Genomic DNA, 15,683 nt, shown 5'->3' with positions numbered 1-15,683 from the left:
AACAAAGCGTGAGATAACACCACGCAATGTTGTATATTAACGCTCAATCGGAATGGTGGATCGCAGCTTAAAGCCTATCGTGATAGGCATCATTTGCGTACACCTTAGTAGCGGAGTGCTCAGGTACTCTGATTATCCGCCAAGTATCGTCAACCCAAAAGGTGAAAAGCCATATGTTGAATACGCTGATTGTTGGTGCCAGCGGTTATGCCGGGGCTGAGCTTACTGCTTATCTCCATCGCCATCCACAGATAAAGATAACTGCCTTAGCGGTTTCAGCTCAAAGCGCAGATGCCGGCAAACGGTTCTCTGAGCTGCACCCGCAATTCAAACAGACTATCGATCTGCCGTTACAGCCACTGCATGATGTTGCTCAAATGGCCGCCGGTGTCGATGTCGTGTTTCTTGGCACCAGCCATGAAGTCAGCCATGACCTCGCGCCACAGTTTCTGGCGGCAGGTTGTGTTGTGATTGATCTATCAGGTGCATTTCGCGTTAATGAGGTTGAATTCTATCGCCACTATTATGGTTTTGACCACCACTATCCGGAATGGCTAGCAAAAGCAGTTTATGGTCTGGCCGAGTGGCAGCACCAGCCACTGCGGCAGGCACAGTTAATCGCAGTGCCAGGTTGCTACCCAACGGCAGCACAGTTGGCATTAAAACCGTTGATTGACAATCAATTGCTGGAGCTATCGCAATGGCCCGTGATTAACGCAATCAGTGGCGTCAGCGGTGCTGGCAGAAAAGCCAGCCTGACCACCAGTTGGTGCGAAGTCAGCCTACAACCTTACAACCTGTTTACCCACCGCCATCAGCCGGAAGTTGCCAAACACCTTGGCGTACCGGTGATTTTCACCCCGCATTTAGGTAGTTTCCCACGCGGCATTCTAGAAACCATCACCTGCCGGGTACGGCCGGGCGTGAACGCAGAAGCGATCGCACAAGTTTACCAAACGGCCTATCACAACAAGCCGTTGGTGCGTATTTATCAGCAGGGTGTACCGGCATTGAAAGCGGTGATTGGCTTACCATTTTGTGATATCGGCTTTGCACTGAATGGCGAACATCTGATCGTGGTGGCGACCGAAGACAACCTATTAAAAGGCGCTGCAGCGCAAGCGGTGCAGTGTCTTAACCTGCGTTTTGGTTTCCCGGAAACTGAATCATTACTTTAGCTTGGCACGAGTATCACGATGAATCCGTTGATTATCAAATTAGGTGGAGTGCTGTTAGACAGTGAAGAAGCGCTGGAGCGTCTGTTTACTGCACTGGATCTCTACCGCCGAGAGCAGCCTCGCCCACTGGTAATAGTGCATGGCGGTGGTTGTGTCGTCGATGAGCTAATGAAACAGCTCTCGTTACCGGTAGTAAAGAAAAATGGCCTACGAGTCACACCGGCGAACCAAATTGGCATTATCACCGGTGCGTTGGCTGGAACCGCCAATAAAACCCTATTGGCGTGGGCAGTGAAACACAAAATTGATGCTGTTGGCTTAAGCCTAGCTGATGGTGGTTCGGTGCAAGTCACCCAATTAGATCCCGCGCTCGGCCATGTCGGGCACGCACAACCTGGATCACCGGTATTGCTAAACACATTACTGGCTGCAGGTTACCTGCCGGTGATGAGCTCGATCGGCATCACCGCATCTGGACAACTGATGAACGTCAACGCCGACCAAGCTGCGACCGCACTGGCGGCAACACTGGGTGCCGATCTGGTACTGCTCTCCGACGTGAGTGGCATTCTTGACGGCAAAGGGCAACGCATTGCAGAGATCACTGCACAGCAAGCGAATGAATTAATTGAACAGGGTGTTATTACCGGTGGCATGGTGGTCAAAGTCAATGCGGCACTTGATGCAGCACGCACGCTTGGCCGCCCAGTAGACATTGCCAGTTGGCGTAACACCGAAAAACTACCAGCGCTGTTTAATGGCACGCCAATTGGCACGCGCATTCTCGCTTAATTTTTGAATTAAAAGGAATCACAAAATGCAAAATCAAGGCATCAAAAAAATCGTTCTCGCCTATTCTGGTGGCTTAGATACCTCGGCGATCATTCCGTGGTTAAAAGAGAACTACGGCGGTTGTGAAGTGGTTGCGCTGGTGGCAGACATTGGCCAAGAACGCAGCGAGCTGGAAGGTGTTGAGCAAAAAGCGCTGCAATCGGGGGCTTCTGAATGCCACGTGGTTGATCTACGTGAAGAGTTTATTCGCGATTACGTCTATCCCGTGCTGCAAACCGGCGCACTGTACGAAGGCAGCTATCTGCTGGGAACCTCAATGGCACGCCCAATCATTGCCAAAGCGCAAGTCGAACTGGCACTGAAAGTCGGTGCTGATGCGCTGTCGCATGGAGCCACAGGCAAGGGCAATGACCAAGTACGTTTTGAGAGCACCTACACGGCATTGGCCCCTCAGCTTAAAGTGGTTGCACCGTGGCGTGAATGGAATTTGCGTTCGCGTGAAGCCCTGCTGGATTATCTGAAACAGCGCAACATTCCCACCACAGCAACGTTGGAGAAGATTTACAGCCGTGACGAGAACGCCTGGCACATCTCAACCGAAGGTGGTGTTTTGGAAAGCACCTGGAATGCCGCCAATAAAGATTGTTGGGTATGGACAGTCGATCCGCAACAGGCACCAGACCAACCGGAACAGGTTAGCGTAACGGTCGAAAAAGGGTGTGTGGTCGCGGTCAACGGCAAAGCGATGACGCCTTATCAGTGTCTAGAAACCCTCAATGCCTTGGGGGCAAAACACGGTGTTGGTCGAGTGGATATTGTTGAAAACCGCTTAGTTGGCATCAAATCACGTGGCTGCTATGAAACTCCCGGTGGCACCATCATGATTGCGGCACTGCGTGGCATCGAACAACTGGTATTAGATCGCGACAGCTTCAAATGGCGTGAGCAGCTCGGATTAGAAATGTCCTACGTGGTTTACGATGGCCGCTGGTTTGCGCCACTGCGTCGCTCTATTCAGGCGGCGGCAGAGAGCCTAGCCGCAGCCGTAAATGGTGAAGTCGTGCTGCAACTTTACAAAGGACAAGTGACAGCCATTCAGAAAAGATCGGCCAACAGCCTCTACTCGGAAGAGTTCGCCACCTTTGGTGAAGATGAGGTTTATGATCATAGCCATGCTGGTGGCTTTATTCGCCTATTCTCGCTCTCTTCACGTATCCGTGCATTGAACGAAAAGAAGCACAGTTAACGGCAACCAAAACGATGTTGGTTAAAACAGACTAAACATTGTGGGGCGCACGCAATTGCGCCCCTTTGCGTTACCACGGGTTTTGGGCGTGATATTCAGTTTTGGCATGGTTATTCAGGAGTTAGCTTATGGCACTTTGGGGTGGGCGTTTCAGTCAGGCAGCAGACTTGCGATTCAAACAGTTAAATGACTCACTGCGCTTTGATTACCGACTGGCAGAGCAGGATATTATTGGCTCTATCGCCTGGTCGAAGGCATTAGTCACAGTCAACGTTCTTAGCGTGGCAGAACAACAGCAGCTTGAGCAGGCACTGGATCTGCTACTGCAACAGGTTCAGGCTGATCCGGCAGCGATCGTTAACAGTGATGCAGAAGATATTCATAGCTGGGTAGAACAACAGTTGATCGCACAAGTTGGCGATCTGGGTAAAAAGCTGCACACGGGGCGCAGCCGCAATGATCAGGTCGCCACTGATCTTAAACTATGGTGCAAAGCGCAAATCACGCTGTTGCAACAGGCGTTACGCCAGCTTCAGCAAATGCTGGTAGAAACGGCGGAGGCTAACCAAGATGCAGTGATGCCGGGCTACACTCACCTACAGCGCGCGCAGCCAGTGACCTTTGCACACTGGTGCTTGGCTTATGTCGAGATGCTGGCACGCGACGAAACACGGCTACAGGACACACTGACACGGCTTGACGTCAGCCCACTGGGCTGCGGTGCGTTAGCGGGCACCGCCTATCCGATCGACCGCGAACAGCTAGCGGAGTGGCTGGGTTTTGCTGCCGCCACCCGTAACAGCTTGGATAGCGTCTCTGATCGTGACCATGTCCTGGAACTGCTCTCGAACGCTGCAATCAGCATGATCCACCTATCACGCTTTGCTGAAGATCTCATCTTCTTCAACAGTGGTGAAGCGGCATTTGTTGAACTCTCTGATCGTGTTACCTCCGGCTCGTCATTAATGCCGCAAAAGAAAAACCCCGACGCACTGGAATTGATCCGTGGCAAATCAGGGCGAGTACAAGGCGCGTTAACCGGCATGATGATGACGTTAAAAGGCTTACCACTCGCCTATAACAAAGATATGCAGGAAGATAAAGAAGGGCTGTTCGATGCATTGGACACCTGGTTGGATTGTCTGCAAATGGCGGCGTTGGTACTGGATGGGCTCCAAGTCAAACGCGCACGTTGCCAAGAAGCGGCACAACAAGGTTATGCCAATGCGACCGAGTTGGCCGACTACTTAGTTGCCAAAGGTGTACCATTCCGCGAAGCACATCACATTGTTGGTGCGGCAGTCGTTGAAGCGATTGCGCAAGGTAAAGCACTAGAGCAACTGACACTGGCAGAGTTACAGAAATTTAGCCCAGTGATAGCGCAAGATGTTTACCCCAGCCTATCGTTACAATCCTGCCTAGAGAAAAGAGCCGCCAAGGGGGGAGTCGCGCCCGAACAGGTTGCCGCTGCAATCGAACAGGCCAAACAGCGCCTATGTTGAACAGCACCACGCATTGCAGCTAATCTAGCGCTGATTTGAGTGTAACTTACCGACGCCATCACAGTTTTAACCGAGAGTGTGGCGTCGGCAAATACGCGCCATGCGGTAGTGATTGAACACGAACGGCTTACACTTTCGCTGTTGTTTCATATCAATAACCACTCATCAGCGCCACTTAATCGTGTTATAGTGGACGCCATCTGCGCATAACTCACGGTTGATCACGTTATGGAAATCAAGCTCACCGATAAAGACAAAAAACAGTTGGCAAGCCCACAAGATATCTACCAAATCATGCAACGCATCCTGTTGCGTGAAAACCAGATTGACCGCGAGCGAGAACATTTCTGGATCATCGGCATCAACCAGGCCGGTTACATGCTGTATATCGAGCTGATCAGCCTAGGTAATTTAAGCGCTACAGTGATTGAACCGATGAACGTCTACCGCATTGCAGTGATGAAAAATGCATCACGTATCATAGCAGTACATAACCATCCTTCAGGCAGTGTCATTCCGACCGAATCAGACAAAGAGATCACCGATCGCCTGATCCAAGTGGGCAAAATCCTCAACATCAGCCTGGACGACCATCTGGTGATCTCGCCGAACGAATATTTCAGCTTCCGCCACAGCGGCCTAATGAGTGAACTGGAAAGCAGCCAGAAATATGTACCGACCTACCAACTGATTGAACAGATCCGTCAACAAGAGCAGATGATCGCGAAACAGGCAGTACAAACAGCACAACAGTCGGAGAATATTGCCAGACTGGCGGCAATCCAGTGGCAACAAACGCTCAAAAGCGAAAGGGCGCAAAGAAAACAGATTGAGCAGCAGGCAAAAACTGAACGCGTGCAAAAACAGGCACTGCTGGCCGCACTAATTACGCAAGGCGTGTCATTGCAGAGCATTGCTGAAATGCTGGATCTCAGCCTGACAGAGCTGGAAACGCTGATGACAGATCAGCACGAGTGACCGGTTGCCACAGATGGCGCTGCCAAGCGCCAGCCTTAACACCCTGGAACGCAACACAACAGCACTAGCTAACCGTGGTAACCAGTGTCTGCGCATGTTGCTGAATTCTCATCCGTAGCCAGCGGCGCAAGCGATCATCATCGGTTCTTTGGTGCCAAATCTGCATCATATCAACCCGTGGCAAGCTAAACGGCAGTGGGTAAAGACGCAACTGTGGCGAATCCTTCACCGCCTGCTCGCCGAGTGACCGCAGACAGGTGAGCAACAGATCACTGTCTCTGATTACATGGCTGGGAGCCAAGAAACTGGATAACCCAGCCACCACATGACGCGCCACTCCCAGTTGTTGCAGATGGCGATCGACCACACCGTTCAAATCGCCGGTTAACGTGGTCAGAATGTGCTGGCATTCAAGATAAGTCGCCAAATCCAATCCCCGTTGCAACTTGGGGTGATTAGCCGAGGCCAGCACCACAAAATCTTCACTCAACAGCCGCTGTTGATGAAAAGTGGCAGGCAACTGCTGAAAAAAACCGGCAATAGCCAGATCACAAGTGCCCTTTTCCAACTCTTCGCGTGGCAGCAAACCGCGTGTATTGTGAGTGATCAATACCAGATTGGCCGCCTCTTGCCGCAAGATGGGCAGCAAACCCGGCAATAAGATCTGCTCCATATAATCGGTGGTATAGATATGAATGCGTGCGCTCTGAGCAAGAAAATCACGGCCCTCACACTGCTCATAGAACAGCTCAATCTCTTCAACCAGTTTCTTCACCTGTGGAGCCAACTGATGTGCTCGCGGTGTCGGCGCTAACCCTCGTGGCACTTTGACAAACAGTGCATCACCAAACTGATGGCGCAGCTTGTTCAGTTTATGGCTCATTGCCGGCTGGCTGAGCGAGAGACGCAGCGCAGCCTTGGAAGCATTACGCTCCTGATAAAGAACGATAAAAAACAGCAGTAAATTTAAATCTTTATTGGATATATTCATTTTTTGAATATCTGAGATAAGTGTATTTTATTTTTAGAATTATAGAGGATCGCCTAAGCTGATATCCAGTTCACTGATTAACGTGCAGCAACGCACAATGGAGATAAGCAATGAAAATTCTGATGGTACTGACCTCTCACGACAAATTGGGTAACAGCGGCGAAAAAACCGGATTCTGGCTGGAAGAATTTGTCTCACCGTATTACGTTTTCCACGATGCCGGCGCTGAGATTACCTTGGCCTCTCCACAAGGTGGCCAACCACCGCTGGATCCGAAAAGTGAACAACCTGGCGCACAAAGTGCGGCAACACGCCGTTTCGCACAAGATAATCAACTACAACAGGCACTGGCAAACACGCTGAAATTGCAGCAGATTAATGCGGAAGACTTTGACGCACTGTTTTATCCTGGCGGACATGGGCCACTGTGGGATCTGGCACAAGATGCACACTCAATTGCGTTGATAGAGCAGTTTCAGGCACAAGGCAAACCGGTAGCGGCCGTCTGCCATGCGCCCGCAGTGCTACGTGATGTGAAGGATGCGGCAGGCAACCCCTTAGTGATGGGCAAACAGGTGACCGGGTTTAGTAACAGCGAGGAAGAAGCGGTCGGATTAACCAACATCGTGCCATTCCTGGTTGAAGAGATGCTAAAAGCCAATGGTGGCCACTATAGCCGAGCCGAAAATTGGCAAAGTCATGTTGCGGTCGATGGCCTGCTGATCACCGGGCAAAACCCAGCTTCTTCGGATGCCACTGCCGAGGCGCTGCTACAGCGACTGAAATAGCACTTTGCCCAGCCAGTGAGTGAATCCGGTTATCAAACTGAACATATCACTGACGACGGCTCCTGTCGAAGGCTCAGGTGGCATTGCCCGCAGCGATGCCACCTAGCGACCGCCGGTTAACCTGTGGTGTGTGATGCCGAGAACTGGCAGAATAGCCAACATCTCTAAGCTGACGATAGGAAAGCGATTATGTATCTACCGACCGATTTTCGCGTTGAACAAGCGGCGTTATTGCAACTGATCCGTGATCACGCTCTTGGCACACTGATTTATCAACGCGCAGAGGGCTTTGATGCAGAGCATCTGCCATTTCTGCTTGAAGAACGGGCCGGAGAACACTACCTACAGGCACACATTGCACGAGCAAACCCACTCAGCCAGTGCCATCAACCGCTAGCGGTCATGGTGGTTTTCCGTGCTGAACAGGGCTACATCTCCCCCAGTTGGTACCCAGGTAAGGCTGAACACCACCAAGCGGTACCCACCTGGAACTATGCAGTGGCACATGCACACGGTCAACTGAGCCTGCGTGATGATGAACGTTTTCTACAACGCGTATTAGCCAGACTCACTGCGCAGCATGAGAAACAGATGGAACGGCCATGGCGTATTGGAGATGCACCACGTGACTACCTGCAACAGATGATCACCGCCATCATCGGCGTAGAGATTAAGCTAGAGCGGTTAGAGGGAAAATTTAAGTTGAGCCAGAATAAAAATGCCGCTGATCGTCAAGGTGTCGTCAACGGCTTGGAAGCACATCAGATGGGGGCATTAGCCGCGAGAATGAAACAGCAAATGCGCTAAAAAAACAGTTCCCATTTATCCCCCTCACAGCTTTAATCTGACAATCTTATTTAACCGATTGCTTCAGAACAGGGAACGTGAACATGCGCACTCAAGCCAGTGGATTGCAATTTACCCTCAGCGCCGGCGGCCAACCGGCTGGCAGCTTCGCGGTGGTCGATTTCACCCTGCACGAACACGACTCCTCGCTGTTTGAACTGGAGCTTAACCTCGCCAGCCGCAACCCGGCGGTTGATTTTGATGCGGTGCTCGATCGCGGGGCGACACTCTCGGTGTGGCGCGACGGCGTGCTACAACGCGCGGTTTCCGGCATCGTCACCTGCTTTGAACAGGGCGACAGCGGCTTCCAGCAAACTCAACTGTGCCTGGCAACTGATCGCCACCCGCCACAGCGGCCAACAGCCGCAAGCGCTGCAGCAAGAAGCCGGCGAGCAAGGCACTCACCTCAATACCGAGTTCCAATTTATCCCGCGTAGCCAAACCTGGCGGCCAACGCCACTGCCGAAACCGGTCATCGACGGGCCACATCTGGCCAACGTGGTCGGCCCCGGCAACGAAGAGATCTTCTGCGATGAACATGGCCGCGTGCGCGTACAATTCGCGTGGGATCGCTACGGCAACAGCGACGACCACAGCTCATGCTGGATCCGCGTCAGCCAGCCGTGGGCAGGACAAGGTTGGGGCATGATCGCCATCCCGCGCGTTGGCCAAGAAGTGGTGATCCACTTCCTGCACGGCGACCCGGATCAACCGATGGTTACCGGCCGCACCTATCATGCAGTCAACCGCGCCGCGTTAAAACTGCCGATGGCAAAAACCCAGATGGTATTGCGCAGCAAAACCCACAAAGGCGAAGGCTACAACGAACTGCGTTTTGAAGATGCCAAAGGCAGGGAAGGCCTATTCCTGCGCGCCCAGCGCGACATGACCACCCAAGTGCTGAACAACCGCGTCAGCGAAGTCGGCGCTAACCACATCGAAACGGTGCAACAAAATCAGCAAATTGAAATTGGCCAACATTATCACTTCACCACGCACGGCAACCACACCCTAACGGTTCAGGGTGATCAACACACCGAGATCAACGGCCAACAGCAACGCACGGTACAACAGGTGCTGGAACTGGCCTCGGCGCGCGGCATTCGGCTGGAGAGCGGCGCATCGGCACTGGAACTGCACGCCGACGGGCGTATCAGCCTGCACGGCAAAAACATCAACATTTATGCCACACACAACGGCCAGATCACCGCCAGCCAAGCGCTCGATCTCAACGATGAACAGCAGCTTGCCGAAGCCAGCCAGTGGATAAAAAATGCGTTTGCTGGCCAGCCATTAACGGTCGAAACCGCTGCCAACGTCACACCGGAAGCGGCTGCCGTCAACGAACCAATAGTTACCGCTACAACAGGCCCATTAATTGAACAGCCCACTGATTATTACGGTGACTCTAACACCGCACGTGAAATGAGTTTTGCGGTTCGTTATCCGAACATTGCTGCAGAAATAGGTGTTTATAAACATGGTTGGACTAATATCTCTACTAATGCAGTACGTTTTGCCACATTAGGGGATTCAAAAGCTCATGGCAGTGAAGTATTACAGCAAGCGAGAGCGTTGAAAGGCGAAGGGACACAAGTGAATGCTTTTCGACATGTTCTTTGGCAAACCACGATTACAGCAAGATACGGTGAAGATATCGCTATCCAAGTTGGCAACGCTCATGAAGATACTCCTTATCACGATCTCAGTGTGAGAACTTTTTCCGATGTAAGTTCTGCTGATCCAGTGATCGATCTCTTGAATAACCAGATTGGGCGGCAGATAGGAAAAACAGTAACGGTGCAATCGATGCAGAAGCACGCCCTATTGGTATTAGACGTGTTTTATAAAAATGGTTTGTATGTAGCTAAAAAAACAGCAGATGGTGTTTTTTTTACTAAAGAAAAAATCACTAGGCAACAATATCATTACATGAAAAGTATTTTTGAGCAGGTAGACGACAATGGTAGAGAAAAAAAGTAATATTCTTGGTTATGTGCTATTTGTTGCTACATTAGTGATGGTAGTCAGCTACTTTTTTAAAGATAGTTGGGTGAGTATTGAAGAAAAAATTATTGAAGCAGTCAGAACAGCCCCCAAAGAAGAGAGGGTATATAATATTGATTTAAATAATGTTATTAATTTTTCTTGGCAGAGAGCCTATTTTTTCCATTATACTTACACACGTAAGAGCATTGAGCAGGAAATTGGAATTCCGTTCCCATATGATAATGATGGTGGATATGTTTCTATTTTTATTAACAATGACAAAGTGGTGCATTGGGAGGTTTATCCTGCTATACCTTATGATCAAAAAAGGGATCAACTCTGGATCGTGTTTGGTAATGCCGAAAACCATGATCCCTACCATCCCTATTATTATTATTTGACACCAGATAATGCAGTACTATCTGTAGAACGTGAATTGTCAGCAATACATAGTTTCAGCTATTACACACTTTCACCTTCGAATGAAAATCAGTGGGATGAGAGTAATCCGTATAGACAACGCTGATAGTGAGTATTTAAATTATTGTAATAAAATAAATTTCTGTCTAATTAACGTTGACTACTGGCAGCCGGTGCGCTGTACCACCAAAACCCAGAGACCTTTGCCACTATCGCCGAACAGTTGGGCGGTGAAGCGCTAAACGCCTATCATAACGACTACCAAGACCCGAGTTCGAAAGAGTTAATCGGCCAGCTCTCAACCTTGGCCGATTTTGTCCCGGTGGTCGGTGATATTAAAGGCTTTGCCGAAGCGGAAGACACACTCGACTTTCTCGCCGCCGCTATTGGCGTGATCCCGGTTGTCGGCGACGCCGCTGGCAACGCGCTGAAAGCAGCGAAAAACAGGGTAAACGCATGAGCGTTTTTTAATCGATTATTAACTAAAGTTTGTCCTATGCCACAGTACGAGGAGCCAGGTAGTTCCCTCCCCTTAATAAGGGGAGGGTTAGGGTGGGGTTTTAAAACATTTGATTATTTTGAAATAACACCCTCCCAACCTCCCCCTTTTCAGGGGGAGGGGCTAGACAGTTAAGGAGAAGAACATAAATACGCGATCAGGTCAAACACTGCTTTTGGTTAAAAAACGTTCGTGATCTTACCCTGTAATGAACTCAATGAGAACGGGAGGCCTAAATGAAGCTAAACCTAATGGCTATAAGTTTTTTTTGCATTCTGTTAGCGTTAGCCGGTTGTTATGAGGAAAAAAACATGGATATTAAAATTAGTCTAGGGTGTGTCCCGTAACTATTTTTTGTACAATTTAGCGATATTTAGTCGAGAAGAGGCTTTTGAATTTGGCTCGTTATGATGTCCCTGATGAGGCTTGGGCGCTCATTTCCCCCCTGTTGCCGCCTGAACGTAATCGTGTAAGAGGCGGTCGACCCTACCTTGAACATAGGCCTGTCATGAACGGGATCTTTTGGGTGCTTTGCTCTGGTGCTCCCTGGCGAGATCTTCCTGAAAGGTATGGCAATTGGAAAACGATTTACAACCGCTTTAACCGGTGGTCAAAATCTGGAGTAATAAATAGTATTTTCAATAAATTACTCCAGATTTTGGATGAGAACAAACTCATCGATTGGGATGCTATAGCACTGGATGGCAGCAATATCAGGGCATTAAAAGCGGCAGCAGGAGCTAAAAAAAATACCCCGATGAACTCAAGGATCATGGGCTTGGTCGCTCTCGAGGTGGTTTTGGCACCAAAGTCCATTTGGCGACAGACAGCTCAGGGTTGCCGTTAAGCTTTTGCCTGGGCGGTGGGCAAGCTCATGAGAGTCAATATGCTGAAACCTTGTTAAACCGAGTGGGTATTATTAGAAAAAGTGGCCACCTAAAGTCCCGTCCTAACGCCGTGTTGGCTGATAAAGGCTATTCGAGCCAGAAACTTCGTAATTACCTGAACATAAAAGGCATAAAAGCGGTTATTCCTTTTAAATCGAATGAAAAAGCCAGTCGGGATGGGCGCAGAAAACTGGATACCCAGCGGTATAAGAAACGCAATGTCGTCGAGCGGTGCTTTGGGATGTTAAAAGAACATCGTCGCATTGCCACTCGCTCGGAGAAAACCGCCAGAAATTACCTTTGCATGCTTAAATTAGGCTCTGTTCGGTTGTTTTTAAAGCGGCTATTGGGTTAAGGGACACAGCCTAATACCCGGACAGGAACATCGTAAAAATCCTGAGTAATGCGATTCTGGATACTGTCATCATTCAGGTACTTCGCAAGCTTGTTGATGACGCTTACAGGATGCCGTTTAAGCTCAACGGCTATCTGCCGGATAGTGCAGGCATAATGAATCAGGCCGTAAAGAACATCTTCTTCTGCCTTACTCCAAGTTTTTCGCCAGTTTTCCGGAAATTGAAGTTCACCAGTCAGACATCGGTGGTAGCTTGGCTTTTATCTAACAATACTGAAGCGCATGGCTTATTGCTGCTAAATCCCATACAGGAACTGATATTGCTGATTTCCCCAAGAGGACAAGGCGAGCCTGAATTGGCGCAGCCACCAAGAAATGTTTGACGGTAGCTGACCAGTCCTGCTTTTGCTTTGATGGGGGGAAGAACATAAACACGCGATCAGGTTAAATACTGTTTTTGGTTAAACAACGCTGGTGATTTTGCCCTGTGTTAGTTTCCAGGGTCTGAAGCTTAACCAAAGTAGTAAACCTGGTAATTGTAATCCGATCAGTAACATCAGTGACCATTGATAAGCTACCACTGGGTAGCTGCCGGCGATTGCGTCCCAGTGACTGATCACGGCACCGACCAACCACTGCACAGCAAATGCCAACACAAAGACCACCAGATTAAATGAGGTGCTTACCCGACCAGCCAGTGTCGGCTCGACGGATTGAGCCACGATGGCATAATTCATCGTAGCAGCGGTACCAAAGAAACTAAAACCTACCGTGACCAGATACGGTGATACGGCAAGGCCACTTACCATGAGCATTTGGAATAACACAAAAACGATTACGCCACAGCCGCAGATCATAATTGGTTGCACGGCATATTTACGCAGGTAATCTGTCAACCAACCAAAACTGAGCGAACCCGCGACCATCGCCACAGTACCGAGCATCAGTGCATTTGCCATTTGTTTGGGGTTCAGGCCAGCAACATCGCGCAGCCAAGGAGCCATCCAAAGGGCCAGGATCGCCATGTAAGTCGCATGGGCAAATACTGAGTAAAGTCCTAATCGCCAGAAGGTCCATGAGCGGTATAAATTACCCACTTCGCGGCACATCTCAATGAACCGAGTATTTTTTGCTATAAAGCTACCGCGCACTGAAAAGTGAATCAGCGCACTTACCAACACTGTGAGTAGAGCTAGCACAAGAAAGGCTTCTCGCCAGCTAATCCAATTTAATGCAGCATGTAACGGTGCGGTTGAAGCCATAGCACCCAAACCACCAACAGAAAGCAGGCAGGCTGTACTGAGTGGTAATCTGTCTGCGGGTAACCATATCGAGCAGGCTTTGATGGCACTCATCAGAGAACCAGCGACACCTAAGCCAATCAAACTACGCCCAATTAATAGCCCTATTTCGCTGTGTGACAATGCAAAAATCACTGATCCGGCAGCGGCTATCAACAACATCGGACTTTGCACCGAACGTGGGCCATAGCGATCCAGCATGACCCCAAGGGGCAATTGAGCAGCCGCGAAGGTGAGAAAATAGACTCCGGTTAGTAATCCCAGACTTTGCGCAGGTAGTTGTAGCTCACTGGACAAGTCGCTATAAATCACAGCATTCACGGTACGGTATAAGTAAGAGATAAAGTGTCCCATGCCGAATGGGATAAAAATTGTTAGGAACAACATAGCGAAGCTTTTTTTTACATCTGGTGCCGTTATGCCGGAAGTTTGTTCATTCTGCATACGTGAATGTCCTTCTATTTGATGGCGGAAAATGTGGTACGGATCTCACAGCAGACATGACCACGAGCATCATTGAACCATAGTTCGTTGGGTGTCGGCAGCATTTCTGATACGTGAATGACATAGGCTTTCTTCAGTGCTGTTGCCAGTGCATCTAAGGAAAGTGGATTGTCAAAATCAATAAACAAAGGTTTTGGTTCACTGTCGCATTTGATAAATACCCAACGAGGTAGAGCCTGCTGCTGTTGCCAATTCTTCCACTGAATAAACGCTAAGAACTCGTTAGAAGAAGCTTTAGGCAACGAGTCAGAGTTAAATGTCCAAGTGCGCCGTTTGTACAGAATATGATTCATATAAATACGTCGCGGCTCATGACGAGGCAAGACATCTCCTGCTAATTCAAAGAGTAACTGATGCAAGGCGGTACTGTTAACACACAGTAAATCTTCGTGAAAAGTACCGTCCATATCCTCTACTGTCAGGCGGCCAGCCTTGCAATAGAGACGGGCGCGCCCCACAGAATAACGCTTTTCAGTTATTGTGCTGCCTCCACTGCCGGGTAATATCAACTGTGCATAGTGAGGCACCAATGGCCAATCAATATGTGAACGTTGATAACTCTCGGGTGAATCGGCCAATACCAGCCGTTCTCGACCAAACAGTGTATTAACCTCCTGTTCAATCTCTGTTGTGAAAGGACAAAATGGTGTGGCAACGGGTTGACTCAGAGTATGAACAGCAGGATGTATTTCTCCCAGCACTACCAGATATTCTCCTCGGTTCAATGCCTCCAAGTTAGCTGCCGCCAACATAAAATCCGGTGAGTGGAAGTCGTCACCAAACACCTGAAAGTCTGCAGATTCAGGACATTGCTGATACAATGCCGCCAATACCTGCGCTAATTGTTCCGCATTAAGGTGCAACTCTTCCGTATCTATAGCTCTAAGTAATGGTTGCCAAGCTTGAATCAACGATGTGTAACTGCGCTGCCACTGGACAACCTGCAAATACAGCTCATCTGCGAAGTGGATGAAATGTGGTCATTTGTAGGCAACAAGAAGCAGCAGCGCGGGTTGTGGTATGCATGGGAACCCCGGCTTAAACGCATTATTGCCCATGCTTTTGGTCGCCGAAGCAAAAAGACTTTCCGTAACTTATTGAAGTTATTATCGGGTTTTAATGTTGCCTTCTGGTGCACAGATAACTTCAGCGCTTATGACCTGCTGCCGAATGAAAATCACATCACAGGTAAGCTTTATACACAACGAATTGAGCGTGAAAATCTGAATCTTCGCAACCGATTAAAACGGCTAAATCGCAAGACTCTCGGATACTCAAAATCAGTAGAAATGCATGACAAAATTATCGGTACATTCATTGAGCGTGAGTATTACCTGCAATAACCAAATCTACACATTGAATACGTGACCCGATTTTCTGGTGACACGTCGATGACGTGTTATGGCG

Annotated in this window: 14 protein-coding genes and 3 pseudogenes; 14 read left to right on the top strand and 3 right to left on the bottom strand. The window is 49.4% G+C overall.

What is annotated here, in order from left to right; genetic code table 11:
* Window positions 1-173 precede the first annotated feature (173 nt).
* From argC to EOJ37_RS01250, 5 genes are all read left to right on the top strand, one after another.
* Window positions 174-1,178, top strand: coding sequence for an N-acetyl-gamma-glutamyl-phosphate reductase (gene argC, locus EOJ37_RS01270; protein ID WP_127956838.1), 1,005 nt, complete (start codon window positions 174-176; stop codon window positions 1,176-1,178).
* Window positions 1,179-1,196: 18 nt separating this feature from the next.
* On the top strand, window positions 1,197-1,970 hold the full coding sequence (gene argB, locus EOJ37_RS01265; protein WP_127956836.1) for an acetylglutamate kinase: 774 nt from the start codon (window positions 1,197-1,199) through the stop codon (window positions 1,968-1,970).
* 25 nt (window positions 1,971-1,995) lie between these two features.
* Window positions 1,996-3,216, top strand: coding sequence for an argininosuccinate synthase (locus EOJ37_RS01260; protein ID WP_127956834.1), 1,221 nt, complete (start codon window positions 1,996-1,998; stop codon window positions 3,214-3,216).
* A gap of 128 nt (window positions 3,217-3,344) precedes the next feature.
* Complete coding sequence (gene argH / locus EOJ37_RS01255) at window positions 3,345-4,718, top strand: argininosuccinate lyase (RefSeq protein WP_127956832.1); 1,374 nt, start codon at window positions 3,345-3,347, stop codon at window positions 4,716-4,718.
* A 228-nt stretch (window positions 4,719-4,946) separates the two neighbouring features.
* On the top strand, window positions 4,947-5,696 hold the full coding sequence (locus EOJ37_RS01250; RefSeq protein WP_127956830.1) for a JAB domain-containing protein: 750 nt from the start codon (window positions 4,947-4,949) through the stop codon (window positions 5,694-5,696).
* 64 nt (window positions 5,697-5,760) lie between these two features.
* Here EOJ37_RS01250 and EOJ37_RS01245 read toward each other — a convergent pair whose 3' ends face one another.
* Entirely contained in the window at window positions 5,761-6,687 is a 927-nt protein-coding gene (locus EOJ37_RS01245) for a LysR family transcriptional regulator (RefSeq protein WP_127956827.1), read from the bottom strand.
* 110 nt (window positions 6,688-6,797) lie between these two features.
* On the opposite strand from EOJ37_RS01245, the gene EOJ37_RS01240 reads away from it, so the two are divergent.
* From EOJ37_RS01240 to EOJ37_RS01215, 8 genes and pseudogenes are all read left to right on the top strand, one after another.
* Window positions 6,798-7,475 (top strand): type 1 glutamine amidotransferase domain-containing protein, encoded by a 678-nt coding sequence (locus EOJ37_RS01240; protein WP_127956825.1) that lies wholly within the window; start codon window positions 6,798-6,800, stop codon window positions 7,473-7,475.
* A gap of 189 nt (window positions 7,476-7,664) precedes the next feature.
* A complete protein-coding gene (locus tag EOJ37_RS01235; RefSeq protein ID WP_127956823.1) occupies window positions 7,665-8,282 on the top strand; it encodes an FMN-binding negative transcriptional regulator in 618 nt (205 codons plus the stop codon).
* Window positions 8,283-8,365: 83 nt separating this feature from the next.
* A pseudogene (locus EOJ37_RS15005) lies at window positions 8,366-8,587 on the top strand (type VI secretion system Vgr family protein); the annotation flags it as partial.
* Between the two features lie 49 nt (window positions 8,588-8,636).
* A pseudogene (tssI, locus tag EOJ37_RS14750) lies at window positions 8,637-9,386 on the top strand (type VI secretion system tip protein TssI/VgrG); the annotation flags it as partial.
* A gap of 360 nt (window positions 9,387-9,746) precedes the next feature.
* Complete coding sequence (locus tag EOJ37_RS15000) at window positions 9,747-10,304, top strand: DUF6973 domain-containing protein (RefSeq protein ID WP_420820608.1); 558 nt, start codon at window positions 9,747-9,749, stop codon at window positions 10,302-10,304.
* A complete protein-coding gene (locus EOJ37_RS01225) occupies window positions 10,285-10,836 on the top strand; it encodes a hypothetical protein (protein WP_127956821.1) in 552 nt (183 codons plus the stop codon). The genes EOJ37_RS15000 and EOJ37_RS01225 overlap by 20 nt, the downstream gene beginning before the upstream one ends.
* 117 nt (window positions 10,837-10,953) lie before the next feature.
* A complete protein-coding gene (locus EOJ37_RS01220; RefSeq protein ID WP_127956819.1) occupies window positions 10,954-11,190 on the top strand; it encodes a hypothetical protein in 237 nt (78 codons plus the stop codon).
* Between the two features lie 436 nt (window positions 11,191-11,626).
* A protein-coding gene (locus tag EOJ37_RS01215; protein ID WP_276318263.1) for an IS5 family transposase occupies window positions 11,627-12,471 on the top strand; the annotation gives its coding sequence in 2 pieces (ribosomal slippage) (window positions 11,627-11,972 and window positions 11,972-12,471; 846 coding nt in all).
* A gap of 461 nt (window positions 12,472-12,932) precedes the next feature.
* On the opposite strand, the gene EOJ37_RS01210 is transcribed toward EOJ37_RS01215, so the two are convergent.
* Together EOJ37_RS01210 and EOJ37_RS01205 are read right to left on the bottom strand one after the other, a co-directional pair.
* Window positions 12,933-14,216: an MFS transporter gene (locus tag EOJ37_RS01210; RefSeq protein ID WP_127956816.1), complete on the bottom strand. Its 1,284-nt coding sequence runs from the start codon at window positions 14,214-14,216 to the stop codon at window positions 12,933-12,935.
* 14 nt (window positions 14,217-14,230) lie between these two features.
* Window positions 14,231-15,139, bottom strand: coding sequence for a lantibiotic dehydratase (locus EOJ37_RS01205; protein ID WP_127956814.1), 909 nt, complete (start codon window positions 15,137-15,139; stop codon window positions 14,231-14,233).
* 30 nt (window positions 15,140-15,169) lie between these two features.
* Here EOJ37_RS01205 and EOJ37_RS01200 point away from each other — a divergent pair.
* Window positions 15,170-15,619 (top strand): annotated as a pseudogene (locus EOJ37_RS01200) (IS1 family transposase); the annotation flags it as partial.
* Window positions 15,620-15,683: the final 64 nt, after the last annotated feature.

Source organism: Serratia microhaemolytica, assembly GCF_004011885.1.
Lineage (GTDB): Bacteria > Pseudomonadota > Gammaproteobacteria > Enterobacterales > Enterobacteriaceae > Serratia_G > Serratia_G microhaemolytica.
This window is presented reverse-complemented; position numbering and strand designations above follow the sequence as displayed.

Coding starts and splice junctions, on each gene's coding strand:
- EOJ37_RS15000 (WP_420820608.1), top strand. CDS start 9,747: ATGAGTTTTGCGGTTCGTTATCCGAACATTGCTGCAGAAATAGGTGTT.
- EOJ37_RS01240 (WP_127956825.1), top strand. CDS start 6,798: ATGAAAATTCTGATGGTACTGACCTCTCACGACAAATTGGGTAACAGC.
- EOJ37_RS01235 (WP_127956823.1), top strand. CDS start 7,665: ATGTATCTACCGACCGATTTTCGCGTTGAACAAGCGGCGTTATTGCAA.
- EOJ37_RS01210 (WP_127956816.1), bottom strand. CDS start 14,216: ATGCAGAATGAACAAACTTCCGGCATAACGGCACCAGATGTAAAAAAA.
- EOJ37_RS01225 (WP_127956821.1), top strand. CDS start 10,285: ATGGTAGAGAAAAAAAGTAATATTCTTGGTTATGTGCTATTTGTTGCT.
- EOJ37_RS01245 (WP_127956827.1), bottom strand. CDS start 6,687: ATGAATATATCCAATAAAGATTTAAATTTACTGCTGTTTTTTATCGTT.
- argH (WP_127956832.1), top strand. CDS start 3,345: ATGGCACTTTGGGGTGGGCGTTTCAGTCAGGCAGCAGACTTGCGATTC.
- argC (WP_127956838.1), top strand. CDS start 174: ATGTTGAATACGCTGATTGTTGGTGCCAGCGGTTATGCCGGGGCTGAG.
- EOJ37_RS01250 (WP_127956830.1), top strand. CDS start 4,947: ATGGAAATCAAGCTCACCGATAAAGACAAAAAACAGTTGGCAAGCCCA.
- EOJ37_RS01260 (WP_127956834.1), top strand. CDS start 1,996: ATGCAAAATCAAGGCATCAAAAAAATCGTTCTCGCCTATTCTGGTGGC.
- argB (WP_127956836.1), top strand. CDS start 1,197: ATGAATCCGTTGATTATCAAATTAGGTGGAGTGCTGTTAGACAGTGAA.